We start from the raw sequence: 25,625 nt of genomic DNA, 5'->3' as shown, positions 1-25,625 counted from the left end.
AGCGCTGCCATGAACCGGCTGATCTTCATCATTGCGGCCATCGTCGTCTGGCAGGTTGGCGGACGCCTGTTCCTGACCGAAGCGCCGACCGCGGCGGCGTTTCCGCCGGTCACCGGCGCGGAGTTTCAGGACCACGAGAAATACACCGAGGACGCCCGGCGTTCGCAGCGCGAAGACGCGCTGAAGTCGCTCGACCTCGCCTGGAGCGACCGCTGCGGCGCCAAGCGCGACAGCTTCATCAGCGGCCTCAACCACTACTACTATCACCGGCAGAACCAGAACGAGCGCTATCCCGAGACCTATGGTCCGGCCGGCGCCGCCTATATCGCGGGCGTATGGACCACCGCCGAGGATCGAAGGATCGAACGGCTCACCCAGGAAGCCTACGCCGCCGGCTACATCAAGCCATCCGATTTCGACGGCATGGCGAGCCGGATGGTCGCAACGATCGTTCGCGGCGAGCAGGTCAGGGGACGCGGCTGCGCCGGCTGACGGTCCTGCGGGAAGCATATCGCCTCCCCTTTGGCAGCGCCGCCGCGACCAGCGTCCGCGCCGCCGCGCCCGCGGTTTCCATGTAGCTGGCGTCCCGATGCAGCAGCACGACCGCGAATGCGCCGTCGAGCAGCAGCAGCATCTGCCGCGCGAGCCCGCCGGCTTCGGCAATTCCCTGCTCTTCGAAGACCGCCTGGAGCCAGGCCTCGAACTTCTTCTTGTGGGCGGCGCCGATCCTGATCGCGGGATGGCCGGGCAGATTGGCGAGCTCCGCGGTGGTGCGCAGGAAGCCGCAGCCGCGCCATTTCGGATGTCGCGCGGCGCGCGCGAGCTGGTTGAATATCCCGGCGATCTTGTCGGGCAGCCCGCCCTCGGTCTCGTCGAACCAGCGCTTGAACAGCGTCAGGTTCGGCTGGTCGCGCGCGGCGAGATAGGCCGCGACCAGATCGTCCTTGCTGCGGAAATGATAGTACAGCGTCTTCTTGGTGACCCCGGCCTTCTCCGCCACCGCGTCGACGCTGACGGCGCGGATGCCCTCGGCATAGAACAGCCTGCTCGCGGCGGCGATGATGCGGGCGGGCGTGGGATCGGAGGAACGGGGCATGGCGGCGCTCGGTCAATGTATACTGACCAGTGAATATACCTCGGCTGCCGCGGCGCCTAGTCTTCACCTGCTCCAACCGCCAGCCTGCGAGACACCATGACCGACCTCATCCTGCTCGACATCTCCGACCGCATCGCCGTGATCACGCTGAACCGGCCGCAGCGGCTGAACGCGCTCAGCTACGCGCTGATCGATCGATTGATGGCCGCGCTCGACCGCATCGAGACCGATGCCGGCGTCAGGGCCGTGGTCCTCACCGGTGCGGGACAACGCGCCTTCTCGGCCGGCGCCGACATCGACGAATTCACCGCAAGCGTCCGCCAGGGGCGCGCTGCCGCGCTGCGCGACTTCGTTCGGCGCGGCCAGGCGATGACGGCGCGGCTGGAGGCGTTCCGCAAGCCGGTCATCGCCGCCGTCAACGGGCTCGCCTTCGGCGGCGGCTGCGAGATCACCGAGGCCGTGCATCTTGCGGTCGCGAGCGAGCGCGCCAGCTTCGCCAAGCCCGAGATCAGGCTCGGCATGCCGCCGACCTTCGGCGGCACGCAGCGGCTGCCGCGGCTGGTCGGCCGCAAGCGCGGACTCGAACTGCTGCTGACCGGCGATTCTTTCCCGGCGCCGCGCGCGCTGGAGATCGGCCTCGTCAACGCCGTCGTGCCGCATGACGAGCTCTTGCCGGCGGCGCGCGCGCTGGCCCAGCGCATCATCCGCCACGGGCCGGACACCGTCGCCGGCATCATCACCGCCGCGACGCGCGGGCTCAACATGGCGATCGGCGAAGGGCTACAGGTCGAGAGCGAACAGTTCGCGAGCCTGGTCGGCAGCCGCGATCTCACCGATGGGCTGGCGGCCTGGCGCGAGCGCCGGCCGCCGCGTTGCTAGACCGGATGGCCCGGCGACTTGCGCGCCAGCCCATCGAATGCATCGAGCAGCCGCTCGCGCCAGGCATGGACGCTGTCGCTCTCCTCGAGCAGCCGGAACGGGCTCACCACGCGCGCCCATTGGAAGCCGCCGAATACGATGTAGTCGGCATAGTCAGGCGCATCGCCGCCGATGAAGGCCTGCGTCTTCAGGGTCTGGCGCAGCGGCTCCAGCGATCTGCGGAAGCCGATGACCGCCTGGTCGCGCGAGGCCATGACCTCTTCGAGGCTCTTGCCGAACCGCGCCTCGCGCGACTTGCGGAAATAGTCGGCATCCTCGGCGGCAAGGTTCTTCGGGATGTCGGCGATGATCAGCGGAAAGATGCCGCCGACGATGGCGATATCGCCCCAGGCATTGAGGAAGCGCGCCATCGCGCGGCCGCCGGCGCCGCCGAACAGCGAGGGCCGGTCCGGATAGGTGTCCTCGAGGTAGTTGGCGATCGCCCAGGAATCGGCGACCGCGCGGTCGCCGTCGAGCATGACCGGCACCTTCTCCGATCCATGCGGCGCGATCGCGCTCTTCTCGGTGAAGCGCCACGGAATCGTATCAGCGCTCAGCCCCTTGTGCGCCAGCGCCATCCGCGTGCGCCAGCAATAGGGACTGAACGGTCGGCTCGCATCGGTCCCGACGAGTTCATACAGTTTCACGGCCATTCCCGGTCCTTCCTCCAAGTCCGGACCGTTCTAGCGCACGACGCGGCCGTTGTCGCGCAGCAGCCGCGCGCCGGCATCGGTGACGATGATGAAGAGGCCGGCGCCCGTGATCGCCTCGCGCGTGACATAGCCCAGATCGGCGGCATCCTCCCACACCGTCAGGCGCGGGCAGCTCGTCCGCCAGGTCGCCACCACTTCGGCATGGCTGCGCGGCGCGCGCGCGACCCATTCGACGAAGTCCAGCACCAGGGGGTCTGCCGATCCGGCCATGCTCGCCTCACTCTGCCGCCGCCGAGCTCTGCGCGGCCAGCAGCAGCCAGCCGCCATAGAGGATGTAGTAGCTCGCCACCGCCGTGATGATGCGGTTGGCCCAGATGCGGAACTGCTGCTCGCTCATCGCCTCCAGCAGCCGCCGCGCCAGGCTCGTGCCGAGCATCGACGCGCCGACGGCGACGAGCGCGAGCACCGGATCGAGGCCCGCGGCCTGGTCGATGATGCCGCCGAAATAGATCAGCTTGGTGAGGTGGCTCGCGACCTGACACGTCGCCTTGGTGGCGACGATCGAGCGGCGGTCGAACCGCGCGCCGAGAAAGAACGCGTCGAGCAGCGGCCCCGACACGCCGGTCATCAGCATCAGCCCCATGCAGATCGTGCCGTAGATCGCGCCCTGCCAGACGCTGTCCGGATCGGGCTTGAGGCCGGCCGGCATCAGCCGCGCCATGAACGGGGTGACGCCGAGCAGCAAGAGCGCCGCCGGCTTGTCCGGCACGTAGCGCACCAGCGCCCACAGGCCGAGCGCCAGCGCGCAGCCGACGAGATACACCGCGACCGGCCGCCAGCGGATGTGCCGGCGCCACAGCACCGCACGCCAGCCATTGGACGCCATCTGCGTCGCCGCGTGCAGCACCATCGCCGCCGGCAGCGGCATGATCGCCAGCAGCACGCCGATCAGGATCAGCCCGCCCGCCATGCCGAACAGGCCCGACAGGAACGCCGTCGCCACCATCAGCAATCCGAGCGCTGCAATCAGGGCGGGTGTCATGGCTGATCTCCTCGCCATGCAATTTGTCGCACTGGCGATATCCGCACAAACCGAGTTATCTTGCCCTCCATCAGTTTTCCTGAGGGCGCGATGAGACGGCTGCTGTTCCTCAACGGCATCAAGGCGTTCGAGGCGGCGGCGCGCACCGGCAGCTTCGCCGCGGCGGGCAGCGAGCTCAACGTCTCCGCGGCCGCGATCAGCCGCATGGTCAACCTGCTCGAGCAGCGGCTGGGCGTCGTGCTGTTCGAGCGCAAGGCCAACCGCCTGGCGCTCACCGCCGCCGGCCGCGCCTATCAGAGCGGACTGACGCCGATCTTCGATGCGCTGTCGAGCCTGACCGCGCAGATCATGGCGCCGTCATCGATGCGGGTGCTGACGCTCGGCGTCGGGCCGACGTTCGCGATGAAATGGCTGATCCCGCGTCTGGCCGATTTCAGCACCGAGCAGCCGGACATCGAGGTCCGCATCACCACCGGCGGGGCGGCGGTGCCGTTCGGCGACGACTGGAGCTGCGGCATCAAGCTCGGCCACGGCGCCTGGCCGGGCCTCGTCGCCGAGCCGCTGTTCGCCGCGGATCTCGTGCCGGTGTGCACGCCGCGGCTCGCCGCGACCTTGAAGAAGCCTGCCGATCTCAAGGGCTCGAGCCTGCTGCGGGTTTCGCATGCCGCCGAGGACTGGGCGCTGTGGCTGAAGGCCGCGGGCGTCACGCGCGTCAGCGCGCGCGGCACCGAGTTCCAGTACTATGGACATGCGCTGCAGGCTGCGATCGACGGGCTCGGCGTCGCCATGGGCATCCGTCCCTATATCGACGACGACCTCGCGGCGGGACGCCTGGTTGCACCGTTCGCATTGACCGTCCCAAAAGGCGAGCGCTGGTATCTTGTCTACCGCCATTTCCAGGCCGGCCAACGTGATTTCGCCGCGTTCCGACGCTGGATCATGCGTGCGGCGTCACAGCCCGCGACCCGGAATTCCCAGCGCAGGGACGCCATCAAAAAAGACGCTGACGTGTGAACCCGTTCACAAATGCCCGGACCAATTCATGCTGTCGTTGCCGTTCGGGACATCAGGACTGCGCAATGACGTATTTGTACGAGGACTTCGCCATCGAGCCGTTCGAAGCAGGACGCGGCTTGTGGCACGCGCGGATCCGCCGCGCGGACATGACCCCGGTGGTGATCAATGGCGTTTCGTTCCCCTCGCTCGAAGTCGGCTTCGCCTGGTCCGATGCGGACATGGCGATTGCCGACGCGAAAAGCCATATCGACCGCTTTCGCAAGCGGTGGCGCTGACAGCTGCAGACCGAATCGCAGCACTTTGAAGCACGCGACGGAGGATATCGACCGACCCCCGGGAAAAGACGGATAGCGCGACGTGGAACAATCTCCGAGAGTGAAGTCCCCGAGAGTCCCCTCGCGCGGCCAGACGGTTCCAAGCCAACATCAAACGCCAATTCGAAATGCCGAGTGTATTCGTAATGCGGACTGCAATTCATGGCTGAGCCTGCCGTCAAACACCTCGCTTTTTCGGTGCGTACGCGATGCCCGGACTGCGATGCGGAGCTGAGCGTCCTGAGCGTCATCAACGGCCGCGGCGGTTCCGAGTACTGGGCCCTGCAATGCGTCGCCTGCCACGGCGTGCATCTCGACATCGTCGAGCAGCCGACGCGGCATTGAACGGCAGCGTGGCGTCGCGGCAACGCCATCGTGCGCGCCATGGCTCGCGAGTCGCCCGCTGATCTCGTGTGGCCTTTCGGGAGCAGTGCGTCTCGATGCCTGCTGCTGCCACCATGCTGTCAGCAAGGCTGGTGCGCGGCGCCCGATCACTCTTTCAACTCGGCGCCATCCGTCCCATATTCGGGCCATGGCGAAGACCCCCGACACTCCCAAGAAGCCAGGCCGACCGCCGAAATCGAAAGCGCACCGGCCCGACGTGCAGCCGATCGCGCCCGCGCTCGCCGAGCTGCTCAATCCCGCCATCAACCGCGGCGAGAGCGGCATCGGTTCCTCAACGGGACTGAAGCCTCCGCCGGACAATTCCTGGGACCGCCGCAGCGGCGGCGAGGCCGCCGCGCACCGCGCGCGGGCGTCGACGCGCGGCAAGAGCGCTGAGCTTGCGGCCCGCGACACGTCCGATCGCCCGATCCCGCTGCGGCCGAATCCGCAGCCGGTGGGTGGACGTTCATCGTCAAACAACGATCCGTCGCATGGCCCGCCCCCACCCAACCCTCCCCCGCACGCGGGGGAGGGCTCCAGGCGGCAGGCGCCGAGTGCCGGCGCCAGCGATGATGCCGAGACTGCGCCGCTAGCGTCCCCTCCCCCGCGTGCGGGGGAGGGCCAGGGTGGGGGCCTCTCTCCGCAGCATCACCCCCTCGGGGCGGATGACGCCGCCTCAGCCTCCGGACTCGCCGAAGCGCCGCAAGCCAATTACGGCACCGCCGCCACCATCCCGACGCTCGATCCGGAACTGGCGCGGCAGCTCGGCCTGCCCACCGCCGAGGACGACGAGGAGGCGCTCGCCCGCCCGCCGCGCAACAAGATGGAGGCGCTCGGCGTCAAGGCCACGGCGGAAGCGCTGGAGTCGCTGATCCGCGAGGGTCGTCCCGAGTTCCGCAAGGACGACGGCTCGCTCAAGGTGTGGACGCCGCACCGGCCGCCGCGCCCCGAGAAGTCGGAAGGCGGCGTCCGCTTCGAGATCAAGTCGGCCTATGAGCCGAAGGGCGACCAGCCGCAGGCGATCAAGGAGCTGGTCGAGGGCATCGCGCGCAACGACCGCACCCAGGTGCTGCTCGGCGTCACCGGCTCCGGCAAGACCTACACCATGGCGAAGGTGATCGAGGCGACGCAGCGCCCGGCCATCATCCTCGCGCCGAACAAGACGCTCGCCGCGCAGCTCTATGGCGAGTTCAAGAGCTTCTTCCCGGACAACGCGGTCGAGTACTTCGTCTCGTACTACGACTATTACCAGCCCGAGGCCTACGTCCCGCGCACCGACACCTACATCGAGAAGGATTCCTCGATCAACGAGCAGATCGACCGGATGCGCCACGCCGCGACGCGCGCGCTGCTCGAGCGCGACGACGTGATCATCGTCGCCTCGGTGTCGTGCATCTACGGTATCGGCTCGGTCGAGACCTACACCGCGATGACCTTCGCGCTGAAGAAGGGCGAGCGCATCGACCAGCGCCAACTCATCGCCGACCTCGTCGCTTTGCAATACAAGCGCACCCAGCACGATTTCACCCGCGGCACCTTTCGCGTGCGGGGCGACGTCATCGACATCTTCCCGGCGCACTATGAGGACCGCGCCTGGCGCGTGAACTTGTTCGGCGACACGGTGGAGAACATCGAGGAGTTCGATCCGCTCACCGGCCACAAGCAGGACGAGCTGGAGTTCATCAAGGTCTACGCCAATTCGCACTATGTGACGCCGCGCCCGACCCTGGTGCAGGCGATGAAGTCGATCAAGTCCGAGCTGAAGATGCGGCTCGACCAGTTGCACGCGCAGGGCCGCCTGCTCGAGGCGCAGCGGCTGGAGCAGCGCACCACCTTCGATCTGGAGATGATGGAGGCGACCGGCAGTTGCGCCGGCATCGAGAACTACTCGCGCTACCTCACCGGCCGCCTGCCCGGCGAGCCGCCGCCGACTTTGTTCGAATACGTCCCCGACAATGCGCTGGTGTTCGCCGACGAAAGCCACGTCACGGTGCCGCAGATCGGCGGCATGTTCCGCGGCGACTTCCGCCGCAAGGCGACCTTGGCCGAATACGGCTTCCGCCTGCCCTCCTGCATGGACAACCGCCCGCTGCGTTTCGAGGAATGGGACATGATGCGGCCGCAGACCGTGGCGGTGTCGGCGACCCCCGGCGGCTGGGAGCTGAACGAGGCCGGCGGCGTGTTCGTCGAGCAGGTCATCCGCCCGACCGGGCTGATTGATCCCCCCGTCGACATCCGCCCCGCTCGCACCCAGGTCGACGATCTCCTCGGCGAGGTCCGCGCCACCGCGCAGGCCGGCTACCGCTCGCTGATCACGGTGCTGACCAAGCGCATGGCCGAGGACCTCACCGAATATCTGCACGAGCAGGGCATCCGCGTCCGCTACATGCATTCGGACATCGACACCATCGAGCGCATCGAGATCATCCGTGACTTGCGCCTCGGCGCGTTCGACGCGCTGGTCGGCATCAACCTGCTGCGCGAGGGCCTCGACATTCCCGAATGCGCGCTGGTCGCGATCCTCGACGCCGACAAGGAAGGCTTTCTGCGCAGCGAGACGTCGCTGATCCAGACCATCGGCCGCGCCGCGCGCAACGTCGACGGCAAGGTGATCCTCTACGCCGATCAGATGACCGGCTCGATGGAGCGCGCCATCGCCGAGACCAACCGCCGCCGCGAGAAGCAGGTCGAATACAACACGGCCCACGGCATCACGCCGGAGAGCGTCAAGAAGTCGATCGGCGACATCCTCAACTCGGTCTACGAGCGCGACCACGTGCTGATCGAGACCGGCGGCGGCACCACCACCGACGACGTCATCTCGATCGGCCACAATTTCGAGGCGGTGCTGGCCGATCTCGAAACCCGCATGCGCGAAGCCGCCGCCGATTTGAACTTCGAGGAAGCCGCCCGCCTCCGCGACGAAGTCAAGCGCCTCCGCGCCACCGAGCTCGCCGTCGTCGACGACCCCACCGCCAAGCAGCGCACCGTGCAAGGCAAGGCCGGAGCCTACGCCGGCACCAAGAAATACGGCGACGCCGCAAATCTCCCGACCACGGCGATGAAGGGCCGTGGCGCTGCGGCACGCGCTGGCGGCTCCTCTTCACCCTCCCCTGGAGGGGGAGGGTCGGCCGCCAAAGGCGGCCGGGGTGGGGTGAAGCCCCGCGACCCGCTCGCGCCGTCCCTCGACGACATCATCAGCGGCGGCCCAAGCACCGGCTCCAAAGTCCACAAGCCGCATCTCGACGAGATGCACGGCCCGGAATCCCTGCCCTACCGCCCCAACGCCAAGCTGCCGCCAAAGCCATTCGGCAGCAGCAGCAAGATCATCCAGCCCACCAACTCCCGCGAGTCCGGCCCCGAATTCGGCCCGGCTCCGCGCTCGACCGGTGGCGCGCCGGGAAAGCGCGGCGGGTGGAAGAAGCGGTGAGGTGTAAACCTTCTCGCCGCGTCATTGCGAGGAGCGATAGCGACGAAGCAATCCAGTCTATGCACTTGGCCTGATCTGGATTGCTTCGCTTCGCCGCTTCGCTCGCAATGACGTCCGGCCCCGCGATCTCTACTGGAAAACAAATCATGTTGAGCTACTCTGCTCACATGAAACTCGGCTTCGAAGAATCCCAGACCGCCTACACCAGCGGCACGCAGAAGGCGCGGGCGTGGACCGAGGCGTGGGTTGGCGCGCAAGCCTATTGTCCGAACTGCGGCCAGTCGAACATGACGCAGTTTCCCAACAACAGCCCGCTGGCGGATTTTCTCTGTAAAGCCTGCAGCGAAGAATTCGAGCTGAAGAGCCAGAAGAAGGCATTCGGCGCCAAGGTCGCCGACGGCGCCTATGGGACGAAGTGCGAGCGGCTGGCCGCCAGCAACAATCCCAATCTCCTGCTGATGAATTATGACCGTGACACCCGGTCGGTCATCAACCTCTTCGTCGTGCCGAAGCACTTCTTCATCCGCGACATCATCGAGCAGCGCAAGCCGCTTGCGGCGACCGCGCGCCGCGCCGGATGGGTCGGGTCGAACATTCTTCTCGATCGCGTTCCCGAGTCGGGCAAGATTCACATCGTCCGGAATCGCGTCGTCCGCTCGAAGGAGGTCGTGCTGCAGGAGTGGAGCAGGACGCTCTTCCTCCGCAAGGAATCCCTGGATGCACGCGGATGGCTGATCGAGGTCTTGAAATGCGTCGAGTCGCTCGGCAAGCCTGAATTCACGCTCGACGATGTCTATGCTTTCGACCGCCATCTCAGCCTGCTCTATCCCGGCAACCAGAACGTCCGACCGAAAATCCGCCAGCAGCTCCAGCTCCTGCGCGATCAGGGATTCCTGGAGTTCATAGCGCGCGGCCGCTATCGTTTGAAGACGTGAGGTCGGGCAATGGCCTGGTTCTTGAACTTCTATCGTTGTGAACGTTGCGCGCAGGCCTGGACCGATGAATGGTCGTGCATGTGCGACGACGAGTGTCCTCATTGCGGCGCCCGCGACATGTCTCCGTCCCGGAGCGAGGACCTGACAGAGCTGATTTTGAGAAATGAGGATTGCTTTGTCGTCCTGCGATCGGCTGATGACGCCGAGGACGAGCCGTCCTATGAAGAGCTCGGGCGGTTCTCGAGCCGAGCCAAAGCGGAAGAATTTCTCGCGGCGTCAGACCCAAATTAGGGGTGCCCTTCACGAAATCCATCAGACGGCCGCCGGACAAGCCGCGAGACAACCCGTACACCTTCCGAAAAAAATAAATCTCTTGCGCATTTTCGGAAATCATGATTATCTCCCCGCATCCCGCCTCACCGCAGAGGGGCGTAGCGCGCGATCGTCACGACACGCGAGGCGGGGATGCGATGGCCGCGAGAGATCGCAGCGTCTTCTCACGAAGGCGCGGACGAACGATCGCTTGCGGACGTGAAGTCGCAGCGTCCTGATACCCCGACGCTGGTATCAACCCGGCGCAATGCGAGCGCATGGCGGTGGGGATGGTGGCCAACAAGCCCGGCGCACCAGGGAGACTGCGTATAAGCGTGAAGACCGTCGCGCAGGGAATGCCGGTTGAATCGGCTTTGCCTGTGGTACCTGCCGCCTGCATTTTTTTCGCAGGCGGGCCATGGGTGAGGCCTTCACCCGGCATTCCCTGCGCCCTCTGCATGGTTTGCGAGGGACGTGTTCGATGCATCACTCGGGCGAGTCTCGCCGCGAGATCACGTTCTCATGTCTTCAACTCGATCGCTGTTTGAATCGTAAATCCGCCAAACCCGCCGCTGTCGTCCCGGACAAGCCGTGACGCGCGCGAGCGCGGCATGGCGCCGATCCGGGATCCATACGCCGCAGCGGACGTGATGGGCAAAATGCCCATGACCAATTTGCCTCAAACCGCTCCCTGGGGGTATGGGTCCCGGCGTTCGCCGGGACGACGATGGAGTTGGTTGAGACAGACGCGCGCCATCCTCGCCGACGTGTCGGACGAGCCGCGGCGCACACGAGCGCTGCGCCGAAGCTGACGCCATGCTTCGCGGGACGGCGCCCGCCTCACCCCGTCGCCAGCACCGCGACCGACAGTAGCGCCAGCATCACGGTCGAGCCCAGGAGCTGCAGCGATGCCTCGGGCTGCGTGCGCCAGCGCAGCACCTTGTCGGCGAGACCAAGGGTCGCGTCGTAGAACACCGGCGCGTAGGCCTGCTTGAGCACGCGCTGAAAGCGCGGCCCCGCAGCGGAAGTCATCAGCACGTGGATGATGGTCGCGCTCGCGACGAAGCCGATGATGCCGGGCCGCAGCGCCGTGCTGTGCGCCAGCTTGAGGATCAGCGCGGCGCCGGCATAGGTTGGAATGGCCTGGAACAGCGCGGTCAGCGCCATGCCTTCGAACAGGTTGAGCAGCGCCGCCTTCGGCGCGGAGGGGCTGGGAGAGGCGACGGTGAGCATGGCCCGGACATCCGGTTGCGGCGGTCCTCGGCGAGGACCGGACCGCTCCCGTCTAACCGGCCCGCCGGATGAGGACCGTGAGCCCCGTCACGCGAGGCCAGCGCCGCCGGCTGGGATGAGGGCACGCCGAGGACGGTCGACGCGCGGCATCGACTAGGTCCGGCCCTGCCCGTTCACCTGGCCCTGTTGCTGCTGCTGACGCTCCTGCTCCTTGGCGCGGTGACGGCCATAGAGGCAGCCGGCGGCGGCGCCGAGCACGCCGTGATGGCCGGCATAGTGGCCGGCCACGCCGCCGACGATGGCGCCCTTGATGCACCCCTTGGCCTCGGCGGCCTGCGTCGACAGCAGCGCCAGCGCTGCGACGGAGGCGGCAAGCATGGTCTTCGTGATCGACATCGTCATGATCGAGCTCCGCAAGAATGGTGCGAGGTAACGGCGACGCGGCGGGGCGGTTCCCGCCTCGCAACCGGCATGACGCATTGCGCGAACCTTATCGCGCGCGGTGATGACCCAAGAGCTGAGAAATGAGCTGAGAGATGAGCCGAGAGTGGACTGAGACATGATCGTGACGCGATCACTCGCCAAGCTTCCGTTCACCGTACCGGCGCATTGAGCCGGCCGACGGTCACACAGGTGGTTGACGGCCGTCCGCCGGCATCTCCAGAACGAGATCGCCGACGCGGACATTCCCGTCAGTGGAGACAGGATGATCGAGCACATCAACAAGCAGCGCGTGCGCAAGCTGCTCGAGGCCCATGCCGCCGGCGATTTCGACAGCGTGCTGGCGCATTGCACCGACGACCTCGAGCACTTCGCCTCGGCGCCGATCGACATCTTCCCCCATCTCGGCGGCCGCCGGGGCAAGGCCGAGGTGCGGCAGATGTGGGAGACGGCGCGCAGCCGCTATGCCGAGGTCCGGCACGAGATCAAGACCATGATCTGCGAAGGCGACCAGGTCGCCGTGGATCTGCGCATCTTCCTGCGCAAGCGCGACAACGACCGCATCGTGCAGTACGACCTCGCCGCCTTCTACACGCTGCGCGACGGCCGCGTCGCCCGCATCCGCGAGATCATGGACACCTACGACCTGGTGCAGCAGGTGCTCGAATGCGATCTCAGCCGGCTGCTGATCGCGGGCGCCGCCCGGCCCTGAGGCCGGCACGGCCGTAGCGGACCAGGGCCTGGACCAGCCGATCACGCAAACGTCACCACCCGCCGCCTCGTCGCCTTGAACCTGTGGCCCGGGCTCCGCACCCCATCAGCGGTGGTATACGGGGCATCGGTGACATGAGAATAGCATTCCTGGCGATGGCCGGACTGGTGATGGGCGTCGTCGGCGGCGCGACGATCGGAGTAGGGCTTGGACTGGCCTGGATCGAGCTGTTCAACACCAGCGAATTCGAAGGCTATGCGGGCATGCTGGTGTTCTTCACCTTCATGCCGCTCGGCGCCCTGATCGGCGGCCTCGCCGGCGCCACCCTGTTCGGCATGGCCGCCTTCCGCGACCACGAGGTCGCGATCGCGCAGCAGCGCATGCAGCACGAAGGGCGTTAGGGCGCGGCGACCGGCGGTCGCGCGCATTTGTGCAATGCAAAAACAGCCGTTGCGCGCGCAGGTGGTTGATTTATGTGAGGCTCAAGAGAGATAGATTCGGCGCCCCGGCGCGCGATGTCCGTTGCGACGTCGCCTTGAGGCCGGCGCGCCCCCTTGCAAGCCAGTTCAGGATCCCGAGCCGATGACGGAGCACAGCCTCTGGCGTCTGTCGCGCGCATTGCATGGCGCGATCAACGACCGCCGTTTCGACGATTTCGCCGAACTTCTCGATGACGACATCGACTGGGCCATCTACGGCCCGATCGACATGTTTCCCTTCCTCGGCGCGCGGCACGGCCGCGCCGCCGTGCTCGACGCCGTCAGGCAGATCGCGGACAATGTGAGCATCCGCCGGCTGGAGCGCGAGACCTTGATGCTGGACGAGACCAGCGCGGCGACCATGGTCCGCTGCGCGATGACGGCGCAGGATTCCGACAAGCCGATCACGGCGCGGCTCGCGCAATTCATGCAATTCCGCGCCGGCAAGCTCGCGCGGCTGCGGATCCTGATCGATACGTTCGATCTGGTCGAGCAGACGCTCGGCCGCCCCATCGACCTGCCGCGCATCGGCAGCTTCGCCTGAGCCCGCCGGCGTGTTGGATTGTGGTCACACTCACCGGCAACCCAACACATCGTGACTGGCGCAGCCATAATTTTGCGCCAAGATTCCACCATATTCCGGCACACAGGTTCGGGCGGCGGGGGTTGCTCTCATGACATCGTATGGTTGCGCGCTGGCGGTTTTCACGGCCGGCTTCGGCCTTCTTGCGTCCGCCGCGCCGGCCCAGACGCTGATGCAGGCGCCGCAGCCGCTGCAGATCACACCCTGGCAGCAGATCGCGCCGGAGCCGGAGGACGAGGACAAGTCCGAGGACCAGGCAGCGGCCGACCCGATGAAGGACATCGACGTCGAGAAGCTCGACTGGAGCCAGCTCGCGATCGACGACACCACCTTCCTCGACCGTCCCGAAGCGGCCGCGGCGGCGAAGCGCAAGGCCGCCGCAGAGAAGGCCGCCGCGCTCGACTGGTCGAACCAGAACAAGGGCAGCCTCGCCTCGGGCGTGTCGGTCAAGCAGTCGGTGTCGCCGTTCTGGGACGCCCGCGTCGGCGCCGACATGACGGTCGCGCGGCAGCCGACCACGATGTCGGAATTGCTGGCGGAGAAGGCCGAGAACGGCGGCAATGCTCCGGAATCCGGCGGCTCGGCCTGGGCGGCCGTCACCGCGCCGGGGGCCGGCTCGATCTGGGACAAGACCGCCATCGAGGCCCGCGTCGATCCCGGATCCGATCACAGCCGGCTCGGCACCACCATCACCAAGGCGGTGCCGATCGATCACTACAATCTGACCCTGCAGAACGGCTACAACGTCACCCAGCAGGGCATGGTGCCGATTCCCGGCGCGGCGCCGAAGACCAGCCGCAGCTTCGACACCGAGCAGTCCGCCAAGCTCTCGATCGGCGACACCGGCACCAGCGTCACCGCCGGCCAGACCCTGTCGTCGAGCGACGACAAATGGCTGCGCAAGGTCGGCGCGGAGCAGAAGCTGTCGGATGGTCTCAGCATCTCCGGCTCAGTCAGCGAGACCGCGCAGGGCGGCACCAGCAAGAGCATCTCGGCCGGCTTCAAGCGGAGCTGGTGACGTTCACCATTGCGGCAGCCCGCCACGAATGATCGAACGTTCGCCGCAGCTTCGCCGCGGTGCGGCCCAATTTGGCCGCACTGATAGGCTTTGAGAAGTTCGTCGTGCGGGGACACCGCGCTCGCTTGAACGCGAAATGAGGAATTAGCCGATGAATGTCATTCGTCCGGACAAGATCGATGGAACTGAAGCCGAGCTGGATACGGATCTGGCCGCGGTCTCCGAAGTCGAGGCCGGCATTCGTGATTTCGTCCGTAACGATATCGCCTATCTGCGCCGCCCCAATGCGGCCGCCACGGCCGAGGCCTCGATCGATGCCGATGCAGCAGTGAACAGCGTCACCACGCTGATCCAGCGCGTCGCCGGCACCTCGCTGTCGGAGATCGAGAACCTGATCGGAGAGCTCGAGAGCCTGCGCGAACTGCTGCATGCCGAGGGCCAGCGGGTGCAGCGCGAGATCGCGAGCTATGCACAGCTCAGCCAGGCGGCGATGAAGTCGACCCGGGCGATCGCCGAGAACGTCACGCAGTGGAAGCGCGCCGCCGACGGCCTGCGCAGCAGCTGAACATTCTTTCCGGATCTTGAAGAGGGCCGCCGTGCGAGGCATCGCGCGGCGGTTTTCGTCTTTGCAGCGCCGCGTCCTTGAACGCGCTCCGGCCCTCCCGCGACCAACTTCCGCCGCTCTCGTGGCGGGCAGGTTGCGTCAGGGGGATGTCGCTCTCATGGAAACGATCCGGCCGCACAACACCGATCCGATTCCTCTGCGGCCCAAGCCTCAGCGGATCGGGACCATCATGGTCCGTTTCGTCGGTTTGCTGGTGGTGGCGATGGCGATCATGGTGCTCATCTGGAGCCGCTAGATCGCCTCTACGAACAGGACCGCGTGGTCCGTTCTGTTTAACGAGTAGTTAAACCGTCACTCGTTGATCGTCGCTGACGTCTCGAGCGAATACGATCCGTCCGCGTAGCCCTTCACGACCATTCCCGTCGCGAGCATCACCGCGAGCGTCACGCTGGCAAAGATAAAGCCGAGGAGTTTCAGACCACCGCGATCTGCCATACTCATCCCCCACATCCTGATCCCTGATTGGCTGTCTTATAGAGTCGGAGTTCAGAATGCGTTAGCGCGAAGTTCGTTCCGCGCCGACAATCCTACGAAGCGTGACCTTTTCGCCTCAACCGTTGTTCCGTCGAGGGACGAAGGCCGACGCAAGCACAGAGAACACCAGCTCGTCGCGCTGATTGATGCCGGTATTGCGCGCCTGCAGGATGCCCCACTCCGGGCGCGAGGCCGACTCGCGAAGCGAATCAATCGCGCTCGAGAAGCTGATCGTATCTCCTGCAAGCACCGGCTTGTGCCAGCGCAGATCACGGAAGCCGGGAGAAGGACCTCCGAGAGCGATCGGCTCGCCACGCATGCGCGCGATCTCCAGCAGTCGCTGATTGTCCGCGATGATCAGCTTCATGCAGACCGAGCCGATGTGCCATCCCGATGCCGCGAGCCCGCCGAACAGCGACCGGCGGCCCTCTTCCTCGTCGAGATGAAAGCGCTGCGGATCGAATTGAATGGCAAAGCGCTTAATCTCTTCGGCAGTGAACGTGTAGGAGCCGAGCTCGCGGCGCTGGCCGACCTGAAGATCCTCGAAAAAGCGCATCAGCCCACCTGCCCGCGGCTCTCACGGCGCTCGACGATGATGGGAGAAACCATCTCGCAAAGTCTCATGCCAGCCTTGTTGCGCACGCTGCATTTGAAGGTGACGATCCCGGTCGACGGACGGCTCCGCGACACCCGCGCTTCCAGAACCTCCACATCGAGCATCAGCTCATCGTCAGGACGCAGCGGCGACAGCCACCGGACCTCGTTGACGCCCGGCGAGCCGAGCGAAGCGGTGCGGCCGATGAAGCCGTCGAACATCATGCGCATCATCAGCGAGCAGAGGTGCCAACCCGAGCCGGACAGACCCTTGAGCATCGACTGCGAGGCAGCCAGTTCGTCCAGATGCATCGGCTGCGGATCAAACTCAGACGCGAAGGCGATGATCTCGTCGCGGGTGACGTGTCGCGGGCCGAAGCTGCCGAACGGGCCTTGCGGAAAATCTTCGAAGGTGAGGGTCATGAGGCTGGGAATGGCTGAAAGAAGCCCGATTGTGGCCGCACTTTGCAGCAATCACAACCGGGCCGCTCGCATGGCTGACGCCCGGTCCAGTCGCAAGAGAGTGCCAGAAGGCGCCATATACCGGAACGAATTCGGCTGCCGCCGATGCCGTCTGGCGCGCAATTCGAGCACGACTTAAAGACGGATTTGACGACCGATTCGGACGTGGCCGGGGGATCAGGATGTTGGAATTTCGCGATTTGTTCCAGTGGGACCGCTTCATCACGCCCACCATCATCAAGACGTTCTATTGGCTCGTGATTGCGCTGATCATCCTGTCGGGAATTCGCGGCATTTTCACGGGCCTCTCCGAAATGGCGATCAGCCCGTTCGGCGGTTTCCTGATGCTGTTGTCGTCGCTCGCCGGCATCATCGTCGGCATGGTGTTCTCGCGCATCATCGCCGAGTTCGTGCTGATCGTCTTCCGCATCAACGAGCATCTCGGCGCGATCCGCGAGCAGGGGCGGATGTAGCCGCCCCGCACGGCCTTAGTTGTTGAAGCGGAAGTGCATGACGTCGCCGTCGGCGACGACATACTCCTTACCTTCGAGGCGCAGCTTGCCACCCTCGCGGGCGCCCGCCTCGCCGCCGAGCGCGACATAGTCGGCATAGGCGATGGTTTCGGCGCGGATGAAGCCCTTCTCGAAATCGGTGTGAATGACGCCGGCCGCCGCCGGCGCCTTGGTGCCGCGGTGGATGGTCCAGGCGCGCGCTTCCTTCGGACCGACCGTAAAGTAGGTGATCAGGTCGAGCAGCTGATAGCCGGCGCGGATGAGCCGATCGAGACCTGCCTCTTCGAGCCCGAGCGTCTCCAGGAAATCCACCCGCTCCTCGCGCGACAGCGTCGCAATCTCGGACTCGATCTTGGCCGAGATCACGACGGCGACCGCGCCCTCCTCCTTGGCGCGCTCAAACACCGCCTTTGAGAAGCTGTTGCCGTCCTTGGCCGAGCCTTCCTCGACATTGCAGACGTAGAGCACGGGCTTGGAGGTGAGCAGTCCGAGCATGCCGAAGGCGCGCTCCTCCTCCGGCTTGCGCTCCAGCAGCCGCGCGGGCTTGCCGTCGCGCAGCAGCACCAGAGCACGGGTGACCAGCTCGTACTGCTCCTTGGCGTCCTTGTCGCCGCCCTTGGCCTTCTTGGCGAGGTTGTCGACCCGCTTCTCGAGGCTGTCGAGATCGGACAGCATCAGCTCGGTCTCGATGGTCTCGATGTCGGCGAGCGGGGCAATCTTGCCCTCGACATGGGTGATGTCGGAATCCTCGAAGCAGCGCACCACATGCGCGATCGCGTCGACCTCACGGATGTTGGCGAGAAACTGGTTGCCGAGGCCTTCACCCTTGGAGGCGCCGCGCACCAGTCCGGCGATGTCGACGAAGGTCAGCCGCGTCGGAATGATCTGGCCCGACTTGGCGATCGCCGCGAGCTTTTCCAGCCGCGGATCGGGAACGGCGACCTCGCCGACATTCGGCTCGATGGTGCAGAACGGATAGTTCGCGGCCTGCGCCGCCGCCGTCTCCGTCAGCGCGTTGAACAGCGTCGACTTGCCGACGTTGGGCAAGCCGACGATCCCGCATTTGAATCCCATGATCCGTCTCGCATCCTCTTGAGGCGAGGGCCCGGGGCGCCTTACGCGGCGCCGACATCGCCCTTGTCCAGAAAACCTTTGGCCTGCAGCGCCAGATGCACCTTGTTGGCGAAGGTGGAGTCGCGCCGGCCCGTCAACAAACCCGCATTGTCGGCCACCGCCTCGCACAGCGCCTCGACCCAGGGCATCTCGGACTTGGCGAAGTCCGACAGCACATGGCCGTGCACCAATTCCTTGACGCCGGGATGACCGATGCCGAGCCGGACGCGGCGATAGTCGTTGCCGAGATGCGCCGAGATCGAGCGCAACCCGTTATGGCCGGCAATGCCGCCGCCGACCTTCACGCGCAGCTTGCCCGGCGACAATTCCAGCTCATCCTGAAACACCGTGACGTCGCCGACGCCGAGCTTGAAGAAGCTGGCCGCTTCCTGCACGGCGCGGCCGGATTCGTTCATATAGGTCGTGGGCTTGAGCAGGATGACGCGCTCGGAGTCGAGCGTGCCTTCCGAGGTCTCGCCCTGAAACCTGCGTCGCCACGGCGAAAAGCGGTGACGCCGCGCGATCTCGTCAACGGCCATGAAGCCGATATTGTGCCGGTTGCGCGCATATTTCGCGCCGGGATTGCCGAGGCCGACAAACAGCAGCATGACGCGGCATCCGCCCCCGCCGTCGCTTCGAGAAGCACGGGACCCGCCCGTGCTTCCCAGAAGCGGAACGGCTTACTTCTTCTTGTCGCCGCCAGCCGGCGCCTTGGCAGCGGCCGCGGGAGCCTTCGCAGCGGCAGCCGGAGCAGCAGCAGCGGGCGCCGCTGCGGCGCCAGCAGCCGCCTTCTGCTCCTCGCCATAGCCCGACGGCGGCACGATGGTGACGAGCGTCGCGTCGTCGCGCGAGAGCGTCTTCACACCGGTCGGCAGCTTGACATCGGAGATGTGCAGCGAGTGGTTGATCTCGAGCGCGCTGACGTCGGCCTCGATGTACTGCGGAATGTTCTCCGCGAGGCACTCGAGCTCGAGCGTGTGGGTCACGATGTTGACCGTGCCGCCGCGCTTGACGCCCGGCGCGCCTTCCGAACCCACCACATGCAGCGGCACGCTGACGCGAATGGTCGCGCCCTGGCCGAGCCGCATGAAGTCGACGTGGATCGGGAAGTCCTTGACCGGATCGAGGTGGAAGTCGCGCGGGATCACCCGGTGCTTCTTGCCGTCGAGGGTGACGTCGAAGATCGTGGTCAGAAACCGGCCCGCAAGGATGCGCTGGCGCAGCTCGCGGTCTTCCACCGAGATCGGCAGCGGGGGCTGGTTGTCTCCATAAATCACTCCGGGCACTCTCCCGGCGCGACGCTCTGCCCGTGCGGCCCCCTTGCCGACTGACGGACGGGCGGTCGCCTTCAGTTCTCTGACGGTCGCCATCGTGTTAAGTCCTTGTTTTAAAAAGTTAAAGGCCGCAATGCGGCCCGTTGCTGGACGTCCTTCGGCAAGCCTCCAGGGGTGCGGGGGCCGCGGACGTGGCGGCGTTCTAGCGGCAAACCCGGGAAATGACAAGGAAATGAAGGGGCCGCCTGCCCCTCCCGTCCCAGGGCGACCCGGCCGCGGCGTCAGCCATCCGCGCTGCCGGCGCCCGGCGGCGTGCCGGCCGCACCACCCAGCTTGGCTTCCAGCGCCGCGATCCGCGCCTTCAGCGCCTCGTTCTCCTCGCGGGCGAGCCGGGCCATGTCCTTGACCGCCTCGAACTCCTCGCGCTTCACGATGTCCAGGTCGTTCAGGATCTTTTCCGCCTGGTTGCGGATGACGGAATCGACCTCCCGCTTCATGCCCTGGGCGGCACCTGCGGCATCGTTCATCAGGCGGCCGAGTTCGTCGAAAAACCGGTTGTTGGTCTGGGTCATGTGAGAAACTCCGCGTCCCGCGACGAGCAAGATAATGGAAGACAGAATGGCGATCCCTGTCGCCGCCCGCAAGATGGGCCGTCTTGTCATGCCTTGGTTTCCTTGTCATCGTACTTGTTGCGCCGGCCCGCGGCGCTGGTATGAGCAGCCCTGAGATCACATCGCGCCGCGCCCGTTCATGTGGCGGGGCTCGTTCGAAGCCCGCATCGCCCGGGGGCTTCCGGAAGCGGGACGCCGTGTCCACGAAAGCCAGTGAATGACGCCTCTCCTCATCGATTTCCCCGTGTTCGATCCGGTTGCGATCGCCATCGGCCCGTTCGCGATCCGCTGGTACGCGCTGGCCTATATCTGCGGCATCGTGATCGGCTGGCTCTACGCTCGCTCGCTGCTCAAGAAGGAGCGGCTGTGGGGCGGCCCGGCGCCGGTGTCGCTGGTCCAGCTCGACGACTTCATCCTGTGGGTCACGATCGGCATCATCCTCGGCGGCCGCACCGGCTACGTGCTGTTCTACAACCTGCCGTTCTTCATCGATCATCCGATCGAGATCTTCGAGCTGTGGAACGGCGGCATGTCGTTCCATGGCGGCTTCATGGGCTGCGTGCTCGCCGTGATCTGGTTCGCCCGCCGCAACGGCCTGCCGATCCTCTCGCTCGGCGACGTCACCACCGCGGTCGCGCCCATCGGCCTGCTGCTCGGCCGCATCGCCAATTTCATCAATGGTGAGCTGTGGGGCCGTGCCGCCGATGCAAGCGTGCCCTGGGCGATGATCTTCCCGCGCGATCCGACCCATCTCCCGCGCCATCCGAGCCAGCTCTACGAGGCCGGCCTCGAAGGCATCGTGCTGTTCATCGTGCTGGCGATCATGATCCGGTTCGGCGCGCTGAAACGGCCCGGCCTGATCCTCGGCAGCTTCATCACCCTCTATGGCGTGGCGCGCATCACCAGCGAGCTGTTCCGCGAGCCCGACAAGCAATTGGGCTTTCTCTGGGGTGGCCTGACCATGGGCATGGTGCTGTCGGTGCCGATGCTGATCATCGGCGCCATCCTGGTGGCGCGGGCGCTGCGCAAGCCCGGGACACATCAAGCCACTCCCCCGCTGCAGGCCAATCCGTGATCGAAACCTCTCCGCTCCACACCGAGATCAAGCGGCTGATCAAGGCATCCGGACCGATGCCGGTCTGGCGTTACATGGAGCTGTGCCTGATGCATCCGGAGCACGGCTACTACATCTCGCGCGATCCGCTCGGACGCGAGGGCGACTTCACCACCGCCCCCGAAGTGAGCCAGATGTTCGGCGAGTTGCTCGGGCTGTGGGCGGCCTCGATCTGGAAGGCGACGGGATCGCCGCAGCAATTCCGGCTGATCGAGCTGGGACCCGGCCGCGGCACCATGATGTCGGATGCGCTGCGGGCGCTGCGCGTGCTGCCGCCGCTGTACCAGACGATCTCGGTTCACCTGGTCGAGGTCAATCCTGTCCTGCGTGAGAAGCAGAAGGCCACGCTGACCGGCCTGCGCAACGTCAACTGGCACGAGAGCTTCGACGAGGTGCCGGAGGGCCCCAGCGTCATCTTCGCCAACGAGTATTTCGACGTGCTGCCGATCCACCAGATGATCAGGCGCGAGACCGGCTGGCACGAGCGCGTCGTCGAGCTCGACGAGGAGGAGAACTTCGTCTACGGCGCGGCCGCCGATCCGACGCCCGGCTTCGAGCTGCTGCTGCCGCCGCTGGTGCGCGCCGCGCCGGCCGGTGCCATCTTCGAGTGGCGGCCGAACACCGAGATGATGGGGATCGCCAAGCGCCTGCGCGAGCAGCGCGGCGCGGCCGTCATCATCGATTACGGGCATGTGCGCAGCGATGTCGGCGACACCTTCCAGGCCATCGCCCGTCATAGCTTCGCTGATCCCCTCAAGACACCGGGGCTTGCCGACATCACCGCCCACGTCGATTTCGACGCGCTGGCGCGGGCCGCGGAAGCCGTCGGCGCGCGCGTTCACGGCCCGGTCACGCAGGGCGAGTTCCTGCAGCGGCTCGGCATCGAAACCCGCGCGCTGACCCTGATGCAGAAGGCGTCGCCGGAAGTCTCGCAGGACATCGCGAGCGGGCTGAAGCGCCTGACCGGCGGCGGCCGCGGCGGAATGGGGTCGCTGTTCAAGGTGCTCGGCATCTCCGATCCGGCCATTCCGGTGCTGGCGGGCATCAGCGACGAACACACCAACGAGAACACGGGAGGCGCGTGATGCTGGTATCATCGGATGTGATGTCCGCGATCCCTGGCCTGCGCCACGCCTTCTTCACCCGCGAGGGCGGCGTTTCCGACGGCATCTATGCCGGCCTCAATGGCGGGCTCGGATCGAATGACGTGCCGGAGAACGTCCGGGAAAACCGCCGCCGCATGGCCGCCCATCTCGGCGTCGCGCCCGACCAGTTCCTCAGCCTGCACCAGATTCATTCGCCCGACGTCGTGGTTGCGACCGGGCCCTGGGACGGCCCCGTCAGGCCGAAGGCCGATGCGCTGGTGACCGCAACGCCGAATCTCGCGATCGGTGTCACCACGGCCGATTGCGGGCCGATCCTGTTCGCCGACCCCGAGAGGCGCGTCATCGGCGCCGCCCATGCCGGCTGGAAAGGCGCGCTCACCGGCGTGCTCGAAGCCACGCTGCAGGCGATGGAGGAGCTTGGCGCCGAGCGCGGGCAGGTCATCGCCGCCGTCGGACCCCTGATCCGCCAGCCGAGCTATGAAGTCGGCGCCGAGTTCGTCACGCGCTTCCTCGACGACGACGCCGAGCACGCGCGCTTCTTCCTGCCCTCGACGCGCGACGGCCACGCAATGTTCGACCTCGCCGGCTTCATCCGGATGCGGCTGGAAAACGCCGGCGTGCTGCTGATCGACGACCTCGGCCTCGACACCTATGCCGATGAGCGCTTCTTCAGTTACCGCCGCTCTGTGCATCGCAGGGAGCCGGACTATGGCCGGCACGTCCATGCCATCATGCTCGAAGGCTGAAGCGGGGCGCCATTGTGGCCGCATGTGGATTGCTTAACCCTTTCTGTACAACTGAGTGCACTCTGTCCCAATCTGTGGCAGCCGCGACCTAGACGTTAATCGATTTTAACGATATCGCTCCCGACGATGAGGGGAGCGCCGACACCACTTCGACGGATCAGCCGCGCTGCGCAGCACGCCTGCGTTGCCGTTTTGCTGATGACGTCCGCTGCAACGCTCGGCGGCTGCGCGACCAGCAGCGGTGGCCCGTCCAACGCCTATGCGATGGCGCCTGCATCGGATAGCGCCACGATCGCCTTCGAGCAGATCGACGGCCCGCCGCCGCAGATCTTCGACCGCATGGTCAGCGTGCTCGACAGCGAGTCCAAACTGCGCAGCCTCGCCATCGTGTCGCGCGAGGCCCCTGCAGCGTATCGTGTCCGCACCTATCTCTCCGCCCAGGTCGTCAGCGGCAAGAGCGTGATCGCCTGGGTGTTCGACGTCTATGATCGCAATCAGCAGCGCGCGCTGCGGCTGTCGGGCGAAGAGCCGGTCGGACGCGGCGGCCGCGATCCGTGGAACAATGTCGACGACATGGTGCTTCGGAAAATCGCGCAGGCGGGCTTCAGCGGACTTTCGAACATGCTGAACGGCACCGCGCCCGCCGACGGCGCGCCACCGGCGGCACCGGCCACCCGCGGCCCTGCGGTCGCCGTGGCCGAGCCCGCGTCGCCGGCGTCCGGCGGCACCAGCGTCGCGGCCCTCGGCTACACCGACCATTAGGCAAAGAGGCGCATTTTGCGCCGTTTTTGACCGGGAAAAACACCTGCGGCGGGTTGCCATGCGCGCGGTGTCCTTGATATCACCTCGCCCGTGCAAAACTGCCGGTTCCATGGATAGCCCGATATGCTGAACAAGGTCTCCAGCGAGACGCGAGGAGAATTCACGATGTCGGCCAAGAACGGCTCCATCAAACTCGTCGCCGGCAACTCCAATCCGGCTCTCGCCGCCGGCATCGCCGCTGAACTTGGGCTGCCGCTGACGAAAGCGGTGGTCCGGCGCTTCGCCGACATGGAGATCTTCGTCGAGATCCAGGAGAACGTCCGCGGCTCCGACGTCTTCATCATTCAATCGACGTCCTATCCGGCGAACGACCTGCTGATGGAGCTCCTGATCATCACCGATGCGCTGCGCCGCGCCTCCGCGCGCCGCATCACCGCCGTGGTGCCCTATTTCGGCTATGCGCGGCAGGATCGCAAATCGAACTCGCGCACGCCGATCTCGGCCAAGCTCGTCGCGAACCTGATCACCCATGCGGGCGTCGACCGCGTCATGACGCTCGATCTGCACGCCGGCCAGATCCAGGGCTTCTTCGACATCCCGACCGATAACCTTTTTGCCTCGCCGCTGATGGTGCGCGACATCAAGGATCGCTTCGATCTCTCCAACCTCATGGTCGTCTCGCCGGACGTCGGCGGCGTGGCGCGCGCCCGAGGCCTGGCCAAGCGCATCAACACGCCGCTCGCCATCGTCGACAAGCGCCGCGAACGTCCCGGCGAGTCCGAGGTCATGAACGTGATCGGCGACGTCTCCGGCCACACCTGCATCCTGATCGACGACATCGTCGATTCCGGCGGCACCCTGGTGAACGCGGCGGATGCGCTGCTCAAATACGGCGCCAAGGACGTCTACGCCTACATCACGCATGGCGTGCTCTCCGGCGGTGCCGCGTCCCGCATCACCTCGTCGCGGCTGAAGGAGCTCGTCATCACCGACTCCATCATGCCGACCGAAGCGGTCCGCAACGCCCCCAACATCCGCACGCTGGCGATCGCGCCGCTGATCGCCGAGGCGATCGGCCGCACCGCGGCAGAAGAATCGGTGTCGAGCCTTTTCGACTGACCTCGGTTGTCTGCGAACGTCGCCTCATCCTTCTCGCGCTAGAACTCGATTTGGCCCACCCTCCCCTGGAGGGGGAGGGTCGATCGCACGCGAAGCGGGCGAGCGGGGTGGGGTGATCTCTCCGCAGGCTCTGGTGCAAGTGGAGAGATCACCCCACCCCGCCTCACGTCTCGCTTCGCTCGTCGTGATGCGACCCTCCCCCTCCAGGGGAGGGTGGGCAGCTTGCCCCGTACGCCGTCATTGCGAGGAGCGCAGCGACGCCCGCGGTGTCTTTCATGGCAACATTGTCTGCCGACATCTGGAGATGCAGCTCCGCGATCTCGCGACGCATTCTGCGTCCGAGCTTTGCTCATCGTGCCGCCCTCACGAGATGAAGGGCGCAGGGAAGGCCGGGCGCTGGCCGCGCCCGTGGCCCGCCTGCAGAAAGAAATGCAGGCGGCAGGTACCACAGGTCCGGCCGAACACACCCGGCGGGCTCAATCGGTGGTCGCAACACCAAGTGTTTTCATTCGTGACAGCAGCTCGTCAAGCGCTTCTGCTGGAGTT

General features: G+C 66.1%; 33 protein-coding genes. 20 read left to right on the top strand and 13 right to left on the bottom strand.

The annotated features are described in order from the left end of the window. Positions 1-9: 9 nt before the first annotated feature. Positions 10-492, top strand: a complete 483-nt coding sequence (locus QW861_RS33300; RefSeq protein ID WP_315750057.1) for a hypothetical protein — start codon at positions 10-12, stop codon at positions 490-492. Here QW861_RS33300 and QW861_RS33295 read toward each other — a convergent pair. Continuing rightward, a complete protein-coding gene (locus tag QW861_RS33295; protein ID WP_315750056.1) occupies positions 467-1,096 on the bottom strand; it encodes a helix-turn-helix domain-containing protein in 630 nt (209 codons plus the stop codon). The genes QW861_RS33300 and QW861_RS33295 overlap by 26 nt on opposite strands. A 96-nt stretch (positions 1,097-1,192) precedes the next feature. On the opposite strand from QW861_RS33295, the gene QW861_RS33290 reads away from it, so the two are divergent. Continuing rightward, entirely contained in the window at positions 1,193-1,975 is a 783-nt protein-coding gene (locus tag QW861_RS33290) for a crotonase/enoyl-CoA hydratase family protein (RefSeq protein ID WP_316194015.1), read from the top strand. Here the strand turns inward: QW861_RS33290 and QW861_RS33285 are convergent. From QW861_RS33285 to QW861_RS33275, 3 genes are read right to left on the bottom strand one after another with little or no spacing between them, the layout of a single operon-like run. Continuing rightward, complete coding sequence (locus tag QW861_RS33285; protein WP_316194014.1) at positions 1,972-2,667, bottom strand: glutathione S-transferase family protein; 696 nt, start codon at positions 2,665-2,667, stop codon at positions 1,972-1,974. The two genes, QW861_RS33290 and QW861_RS33285, sit on opposite strands and share 4 nt — an antisense overlap. Before the next feature lie 30 nt (positions 2,668-2,697). Then, on the bottom strand, positions 2,698-2,937 hold the full coding sequence (locus QW861_RS33280; protein WP_316194013.1) for a hypothetical protein: 240 nt from the start codon (positions 2,935-2,937) through the stop codon (positions 2,698-2,700). Between the two features lie 7 nt (positions 2,938-2,944). Then, positions 2,945-3,709: a sulfite exporter TauE/SafE family protein gene (locus QW861_RS33275; protein ID WP_315750052.1), complete on the bottom strand. Its 765-nt coding sequence runs from the start codon at positions 3,707-3,709 to the stop codon at positions 2,945-2,947. 90 nt (positions 3,710-3,799) lie between these two features. Between QW861_RS33275 and QW861_RS33270 the strand changes: the two genes are divergently transcribed. The 6 genes from QW861_RS33270 to QW861_RS33245 all read left to right on the top strand — a co-directional run bounded on the left by QW861_RS33270 (position 3,800) and on the right by QW861_RS33245 (position 10,080). Further along, positions 3,800-4,723, top strand: a complete 924-nt coding sequence (locus QW861_RS33270) for a LysR substrate-binding domain-containing protein (RefSeq protein ID WP_315714096.1) — start codon at positions 3,800-3,802, stop codon at positions 4,721-4,723. A gap of 65 nt (positions 4,724-4,788) precedes the next feature. Further along, positions 4,789-5,001 carry a hypothetical protein gene (locus QW861_RS33265; RefSeq protein WP_035655128.1) on the top strand — a complete coding sequence of 71 codons (213 nt, stop codon included), beginning with the start codon at positions 4,789-4,791 and terminating at the stop codon, positions 4,999-5,001. Positions 5,002-5,202: 201 nt separating this feature from the next. Further along, positions 5,203-5,385, top strand: a complete 183-nt coding sequence (locus QW861_RS33260) for a hypothetical protein (protein ID WP_315714095.1) — start codon at positions 5,203-5,205, stop codon at positions 5,383-5,385. Between the two features lie 187 nt (positions 5,386-5,572). Further along, the gene (gene uvrB / locus QW861_RS33255) at positions 5,573-8,854 is read left to right on the top strand and encodes an excinuclease ABC subunit UvrB (RefSeq protein ID WP_315750051.1); all 3,282 of its coding nucleotides are present in this window, start codon (positions 5,573-5,575) and stop codon (positions 8,852-8,854) included. Between the two features lie 146 nt (positions 8,855-9,000). Beyond that, entirely contained in the window at positions 9,001-9,789 is a 789-nt protein-coding gene (locus tag QW861_RS33250) for a DpnI domain-containing protein (protein ID WP_316172602.1), read from the top strand. Between the two features lie 9 nt (positions 9,790-9,798). Next, the gene (locus tag QW861_RS33245; RefSeq protein ID WP_315714092.1) at positions 9,799-10,080 is read left to right on the top strand and encodes a hypothetical protein; all 282 of its coding nucleotides are present in this window, start codon (positions 9,799-9,801) and stop codon (positions 10,078-10,080) included. A gap of 861 nt (positions 10,081-10,941) precedes the next feature. Here QW861_RS33245 and QW861_RS33240 read toward each other — a convergent pair. Both QW861_RS33240 and QW861_RS33235 read right to left on the bottom strand, forming a co-directional pair. Then, on the bottom strand, positions 10,942-11,334 hold the full coding sequence (locus tag QW861_RS33240; protein WP_315752728.1) for a hypothetical protein: 393 nt from the start codon (positions 11,332-11,334) through the stop codon (positions 10,942-10,944). Positions 11,335-11,487: 153 nt separating this feature from the next. Further along, positions 11,488-11,712, bottom strand: a complete 225-nt coding sequence (locus QW861_RS33235) for a hypothetical protein (RefSeq protein ID WP_315735660.1) — start codon at positions 11,710-11,712, stop codon at positions 11,488-11,490. A 328-nt stretch (positions 11,713-12,040) separates the two neighbouring features. Between QW861_RS33235 and QW861_RS33230 the strand changes: the two genes are divergently transcribed. The 6 genes from QW861_RS33230 to QW861_RS33205 all read left to right on the top strand — a co-directional run bounded on the left by QW861_RS33230 (position 12,041) and on the right by QW861_RS33205 (position 15,427). Then, positions 12,041-12,487 (top strand): nuclear transport factor 2 family protein, encoded by a 447-nt coding sequence (locus QW861_RS33230; RefSeq protein ID WP_315733967.1) that lies wholly within the window; start codon positions 12,041-12,043, stop codon positions 12,485-12,487. A 134-nt stretch (positions 12,488-12,621) separates the two neighbouring features. Continuing rightward, entirely contained in the window at positions 12,622-12,888 is a 267-nt protein-coding gene (locus tag QW861_RS33225) for a hypothetical protein (protein ID WP_315714089.1), read from the top strand. A gap of 181 nt (positions 12,889-13,069) precedes the next feature. Continuing rightward, a complete protein-coding gene (locus tag QW861_RS33220) occupies positions 13,070-13,510 on the top strand; it encodes a nuclear transport factor 2 family protein (RefSeq protein WP_315714088.1) in 441 nt (146 codons plus the stop codon). A gap of 130 nt (positions 13,511-13,640) precedes the next feature. Then, the gene (locus QW861_RS33215; protein WP_315752727.1) at positions 13,641-14,567 is read left to right on the top strand and encodes a hypothetical protein; all 927 of its coding nucleotides are present in this window, start codon (positions 13,641-13,643) and stop codon (positions 14,565-14,567) included. A 151-nt stretch (positions 14,568-14,718) separates the two neighbouring features. Beyond that, positions 14,719-15,132 carry a hypothetical protein gene (locus tag QW861_RS33210; protein WP_315714086.1) on the top strand — a complete coding sequence of 138 codons (414 nt, stop codon included), beginning with the start codon at positions 14,719-14,721 and terminating at the stop codon, positions 15,130-15,132. 157 nt (positions 15,133-15,289) lie between these two features. Next, on the top strand, positions 15,290-15,427 hold the full coding sequence (locus tag QW861_RS33205; RefSeq protein WP_315752726.1) for a hypothetical protein: 138 nt from the start codon (positions 15,290-15,292) through the stop codon (positions 15,425-15,427). Between the two features lie 56 nt (positions 15,428-15,483). On the opposite strand, the gene QW861_RS33200 is transcribed toward QW861_RS33205, so the two are convergent. From QW861_RS33200 to QW861_RS33190, 3 genes are all read right to left on the bottom strand, one after another. Beyond that, positions 15,484-15,633, bottom strand: a complete 150-nt coding sequence (locus QW861_RS33200; protein WP_315714401.1) for a hypothetical protein — start codon at positions 15,631-15,633, stop codon at positions 15,484-15,486. A gap of 109 nt (positions 15,634-15,742) precedes the next feature. Next, on the bottom strand, positions 15,743-16,222 hold the full coding sequence (locus tag QW861_RS33195; RefSeq protein ID WP_315752725.1) for a MaoC family dehydratase: 480 nt from the start codon (positions 16,220-16,222) through the stop codon (positions 15,743-15,745). Next, on the bottom strand, positions 16,222-16,683 hold the full coding sequence (locus QW861_RS33190) for a MaoC family dehydratase (RefSeq protein WP_315714379.1): 462 nt from the start codon (positions 16,681-16,683) through the stop codon (positions 16,222-16,224). Before QW861_RS33190 ends, QW861_RS33195 begins: the two co-directional genes overlap by 1 nt. Positions 16,684-16,904: 221 nt before the next feature. Here QW861_RS33190 and QW861_RS33185 point away from each other — a divergent pair, with 221 nt between their 5' ends. After that, a complete protein-coding gene (locus QW861_RS33185; protein WP_315714083.1) occupies positions 16,905-17,195 on the top strand; it encodes a DUF4282 domain-containing protein in 291 nt (96 codons plus the stop codon). A gap of 15 nt (positions 17,196-17,210) precedes the next feature. Here the strand turns inward: QW861_RS33185 and ychF are convergent, their stop codons facing one another. The 4 genes from ychF to QW861_RS33165 all read right to left on the bottom strand — a co-directional run bounded on the left by ychF (position 17,211) and on the right by QW861_RS33165 (position 20,193). Beyond that, positions 17,211-18,308, bottom strand: coding sequence for a redox-regulated ATPase YchF (gene ychF / locus QW861_RS33180; RefSeq protein WP_315714082.1), 1,098 nt, complete (start codon positions 18,306-18,308; stop codon positions 17,211-17,213). Between the two features lie 41 nt (positions 18,309-18,349). Beyond that, complete coding sequence (gene pth, locus QW861_RS33175) at positions 18,350-18,955, bottom strand: aminoacyl-tRNA hydrolase (RefSeq protein WP_315752724.1); 606 nt, start codon at positions 18,953-18,955, stop codon at positions 18,350-18,352. A 72-nt stretch (positions 18,956-19,027) separates the two neighbouring features. After that, the gene (locus tag QW861_RS33170; protein ID WP_315714080.1) at positions 19,028-19,717 is read right to left on the bottom strand and encodes a 50S ribosomal protein L25/general stress protein Ctc; all 690 of its coding nucleotides are present in this window, start codon (positions 19,715-19,717) and stop codon (positions 19,028-19,030) included. Between the two features lie 185 nt (positions 19,718-19,902). Continuing rightward, positions 19,903-20,193, bottom strand: a complete 291-nt coding sequence (locus QW861_RS33165) for an accessory factor UbiK family protein (RefSeq protein ID WP_315714079.1) — start codon at positions 20,191-20,193, stop codon at positions 19,903-19,905. Between the two features lie 256 nt (positions 20,194-20,449). Between QW861_RS33165 and lgt the strand changes: the two genes are divergently transcribed. The 5 genes from lgt to QW861_RS33140 all read left to right on the top strand — a co-directional run bounded on the left by lgt (position 20,450) and on the right by QW861_RS33140 (position 25,079). Beyond that, a complete protein-coding gene (gene lgt, locus QW861_RS33160) occupies positions 20,450-21,307 on the top strand; it encodes a prolipoprotein diacylglyceryl transferase (RefSeq protein ID WP_316194012.1) in 858 nt (285 codons plus the stop codon). Beyond that, positions 21,304-22,431 (top strand): class I SAM-dependent methyltransferase, encoded by a 1,128-nt coding sequence (locus QW861_RS33155; protein ID WP_316194011.1) that lies wholly within the window; start codon positions 21,304-21,306, stop codon positions 22,429-22,431. The genes lgt and QW861_RS33155 overlap by 4 nt, the downstream gene beginning before the upstream one ends. Before the next feature lie 20 nt (positions 22,432-22,451). Further along, positions 22,452-23,198, top strand: coding sequence for a peptidoglycan editing factor PgeF (gene pgeF, locus QW861_RS33150; RefSeq protein ID WP_409998670.1), 747 nt, complete (start codon positions 22,452-22,454; stop codon positions 23,196-23,198). Between the two features lie 198 nt (positions 23,199-23,396). Next, positions 23,397-23,960 (top strand): hypothetical protein, encoded by a 564-nt coding sequence (locus tag QW861_RS33145; RefSeq protein WP_315752719.1) that lies wholly within the window; start codon positions 23,397-23,399, stop codon positions 23,958-23,960. A 165-nt stretch (positions 23,961-24,125) separates the two neighbouring features. After that, positions 24,126-25,079 (top strand): ribose-phosphate pyrophosphokinase, encoded by a 954-nt coding sequence (locus QW861_RS33140; protein ID WP_315714378.1) that lies wholly within the window; start codon positions 24,126-24,128, stop codon positions 25,077-25,079. Positions 25,080-25,625 lie beyond the last annotated feature (546 nt).

Source organism: Bradyrhizobium sp. SZCCHNRI1029 (genome assembly GCF_032487555.1).
GTDB lineage: Bacteria > Pseudomonadota > Alphaproteobacteria > Rhizobiales > Xanthobacteraceae > Bradyrhizobium.
Note: the sequence above shows the minus strand (reverse complement) of the source record. Positions and strands in the feature narration are given on the sequence as shown.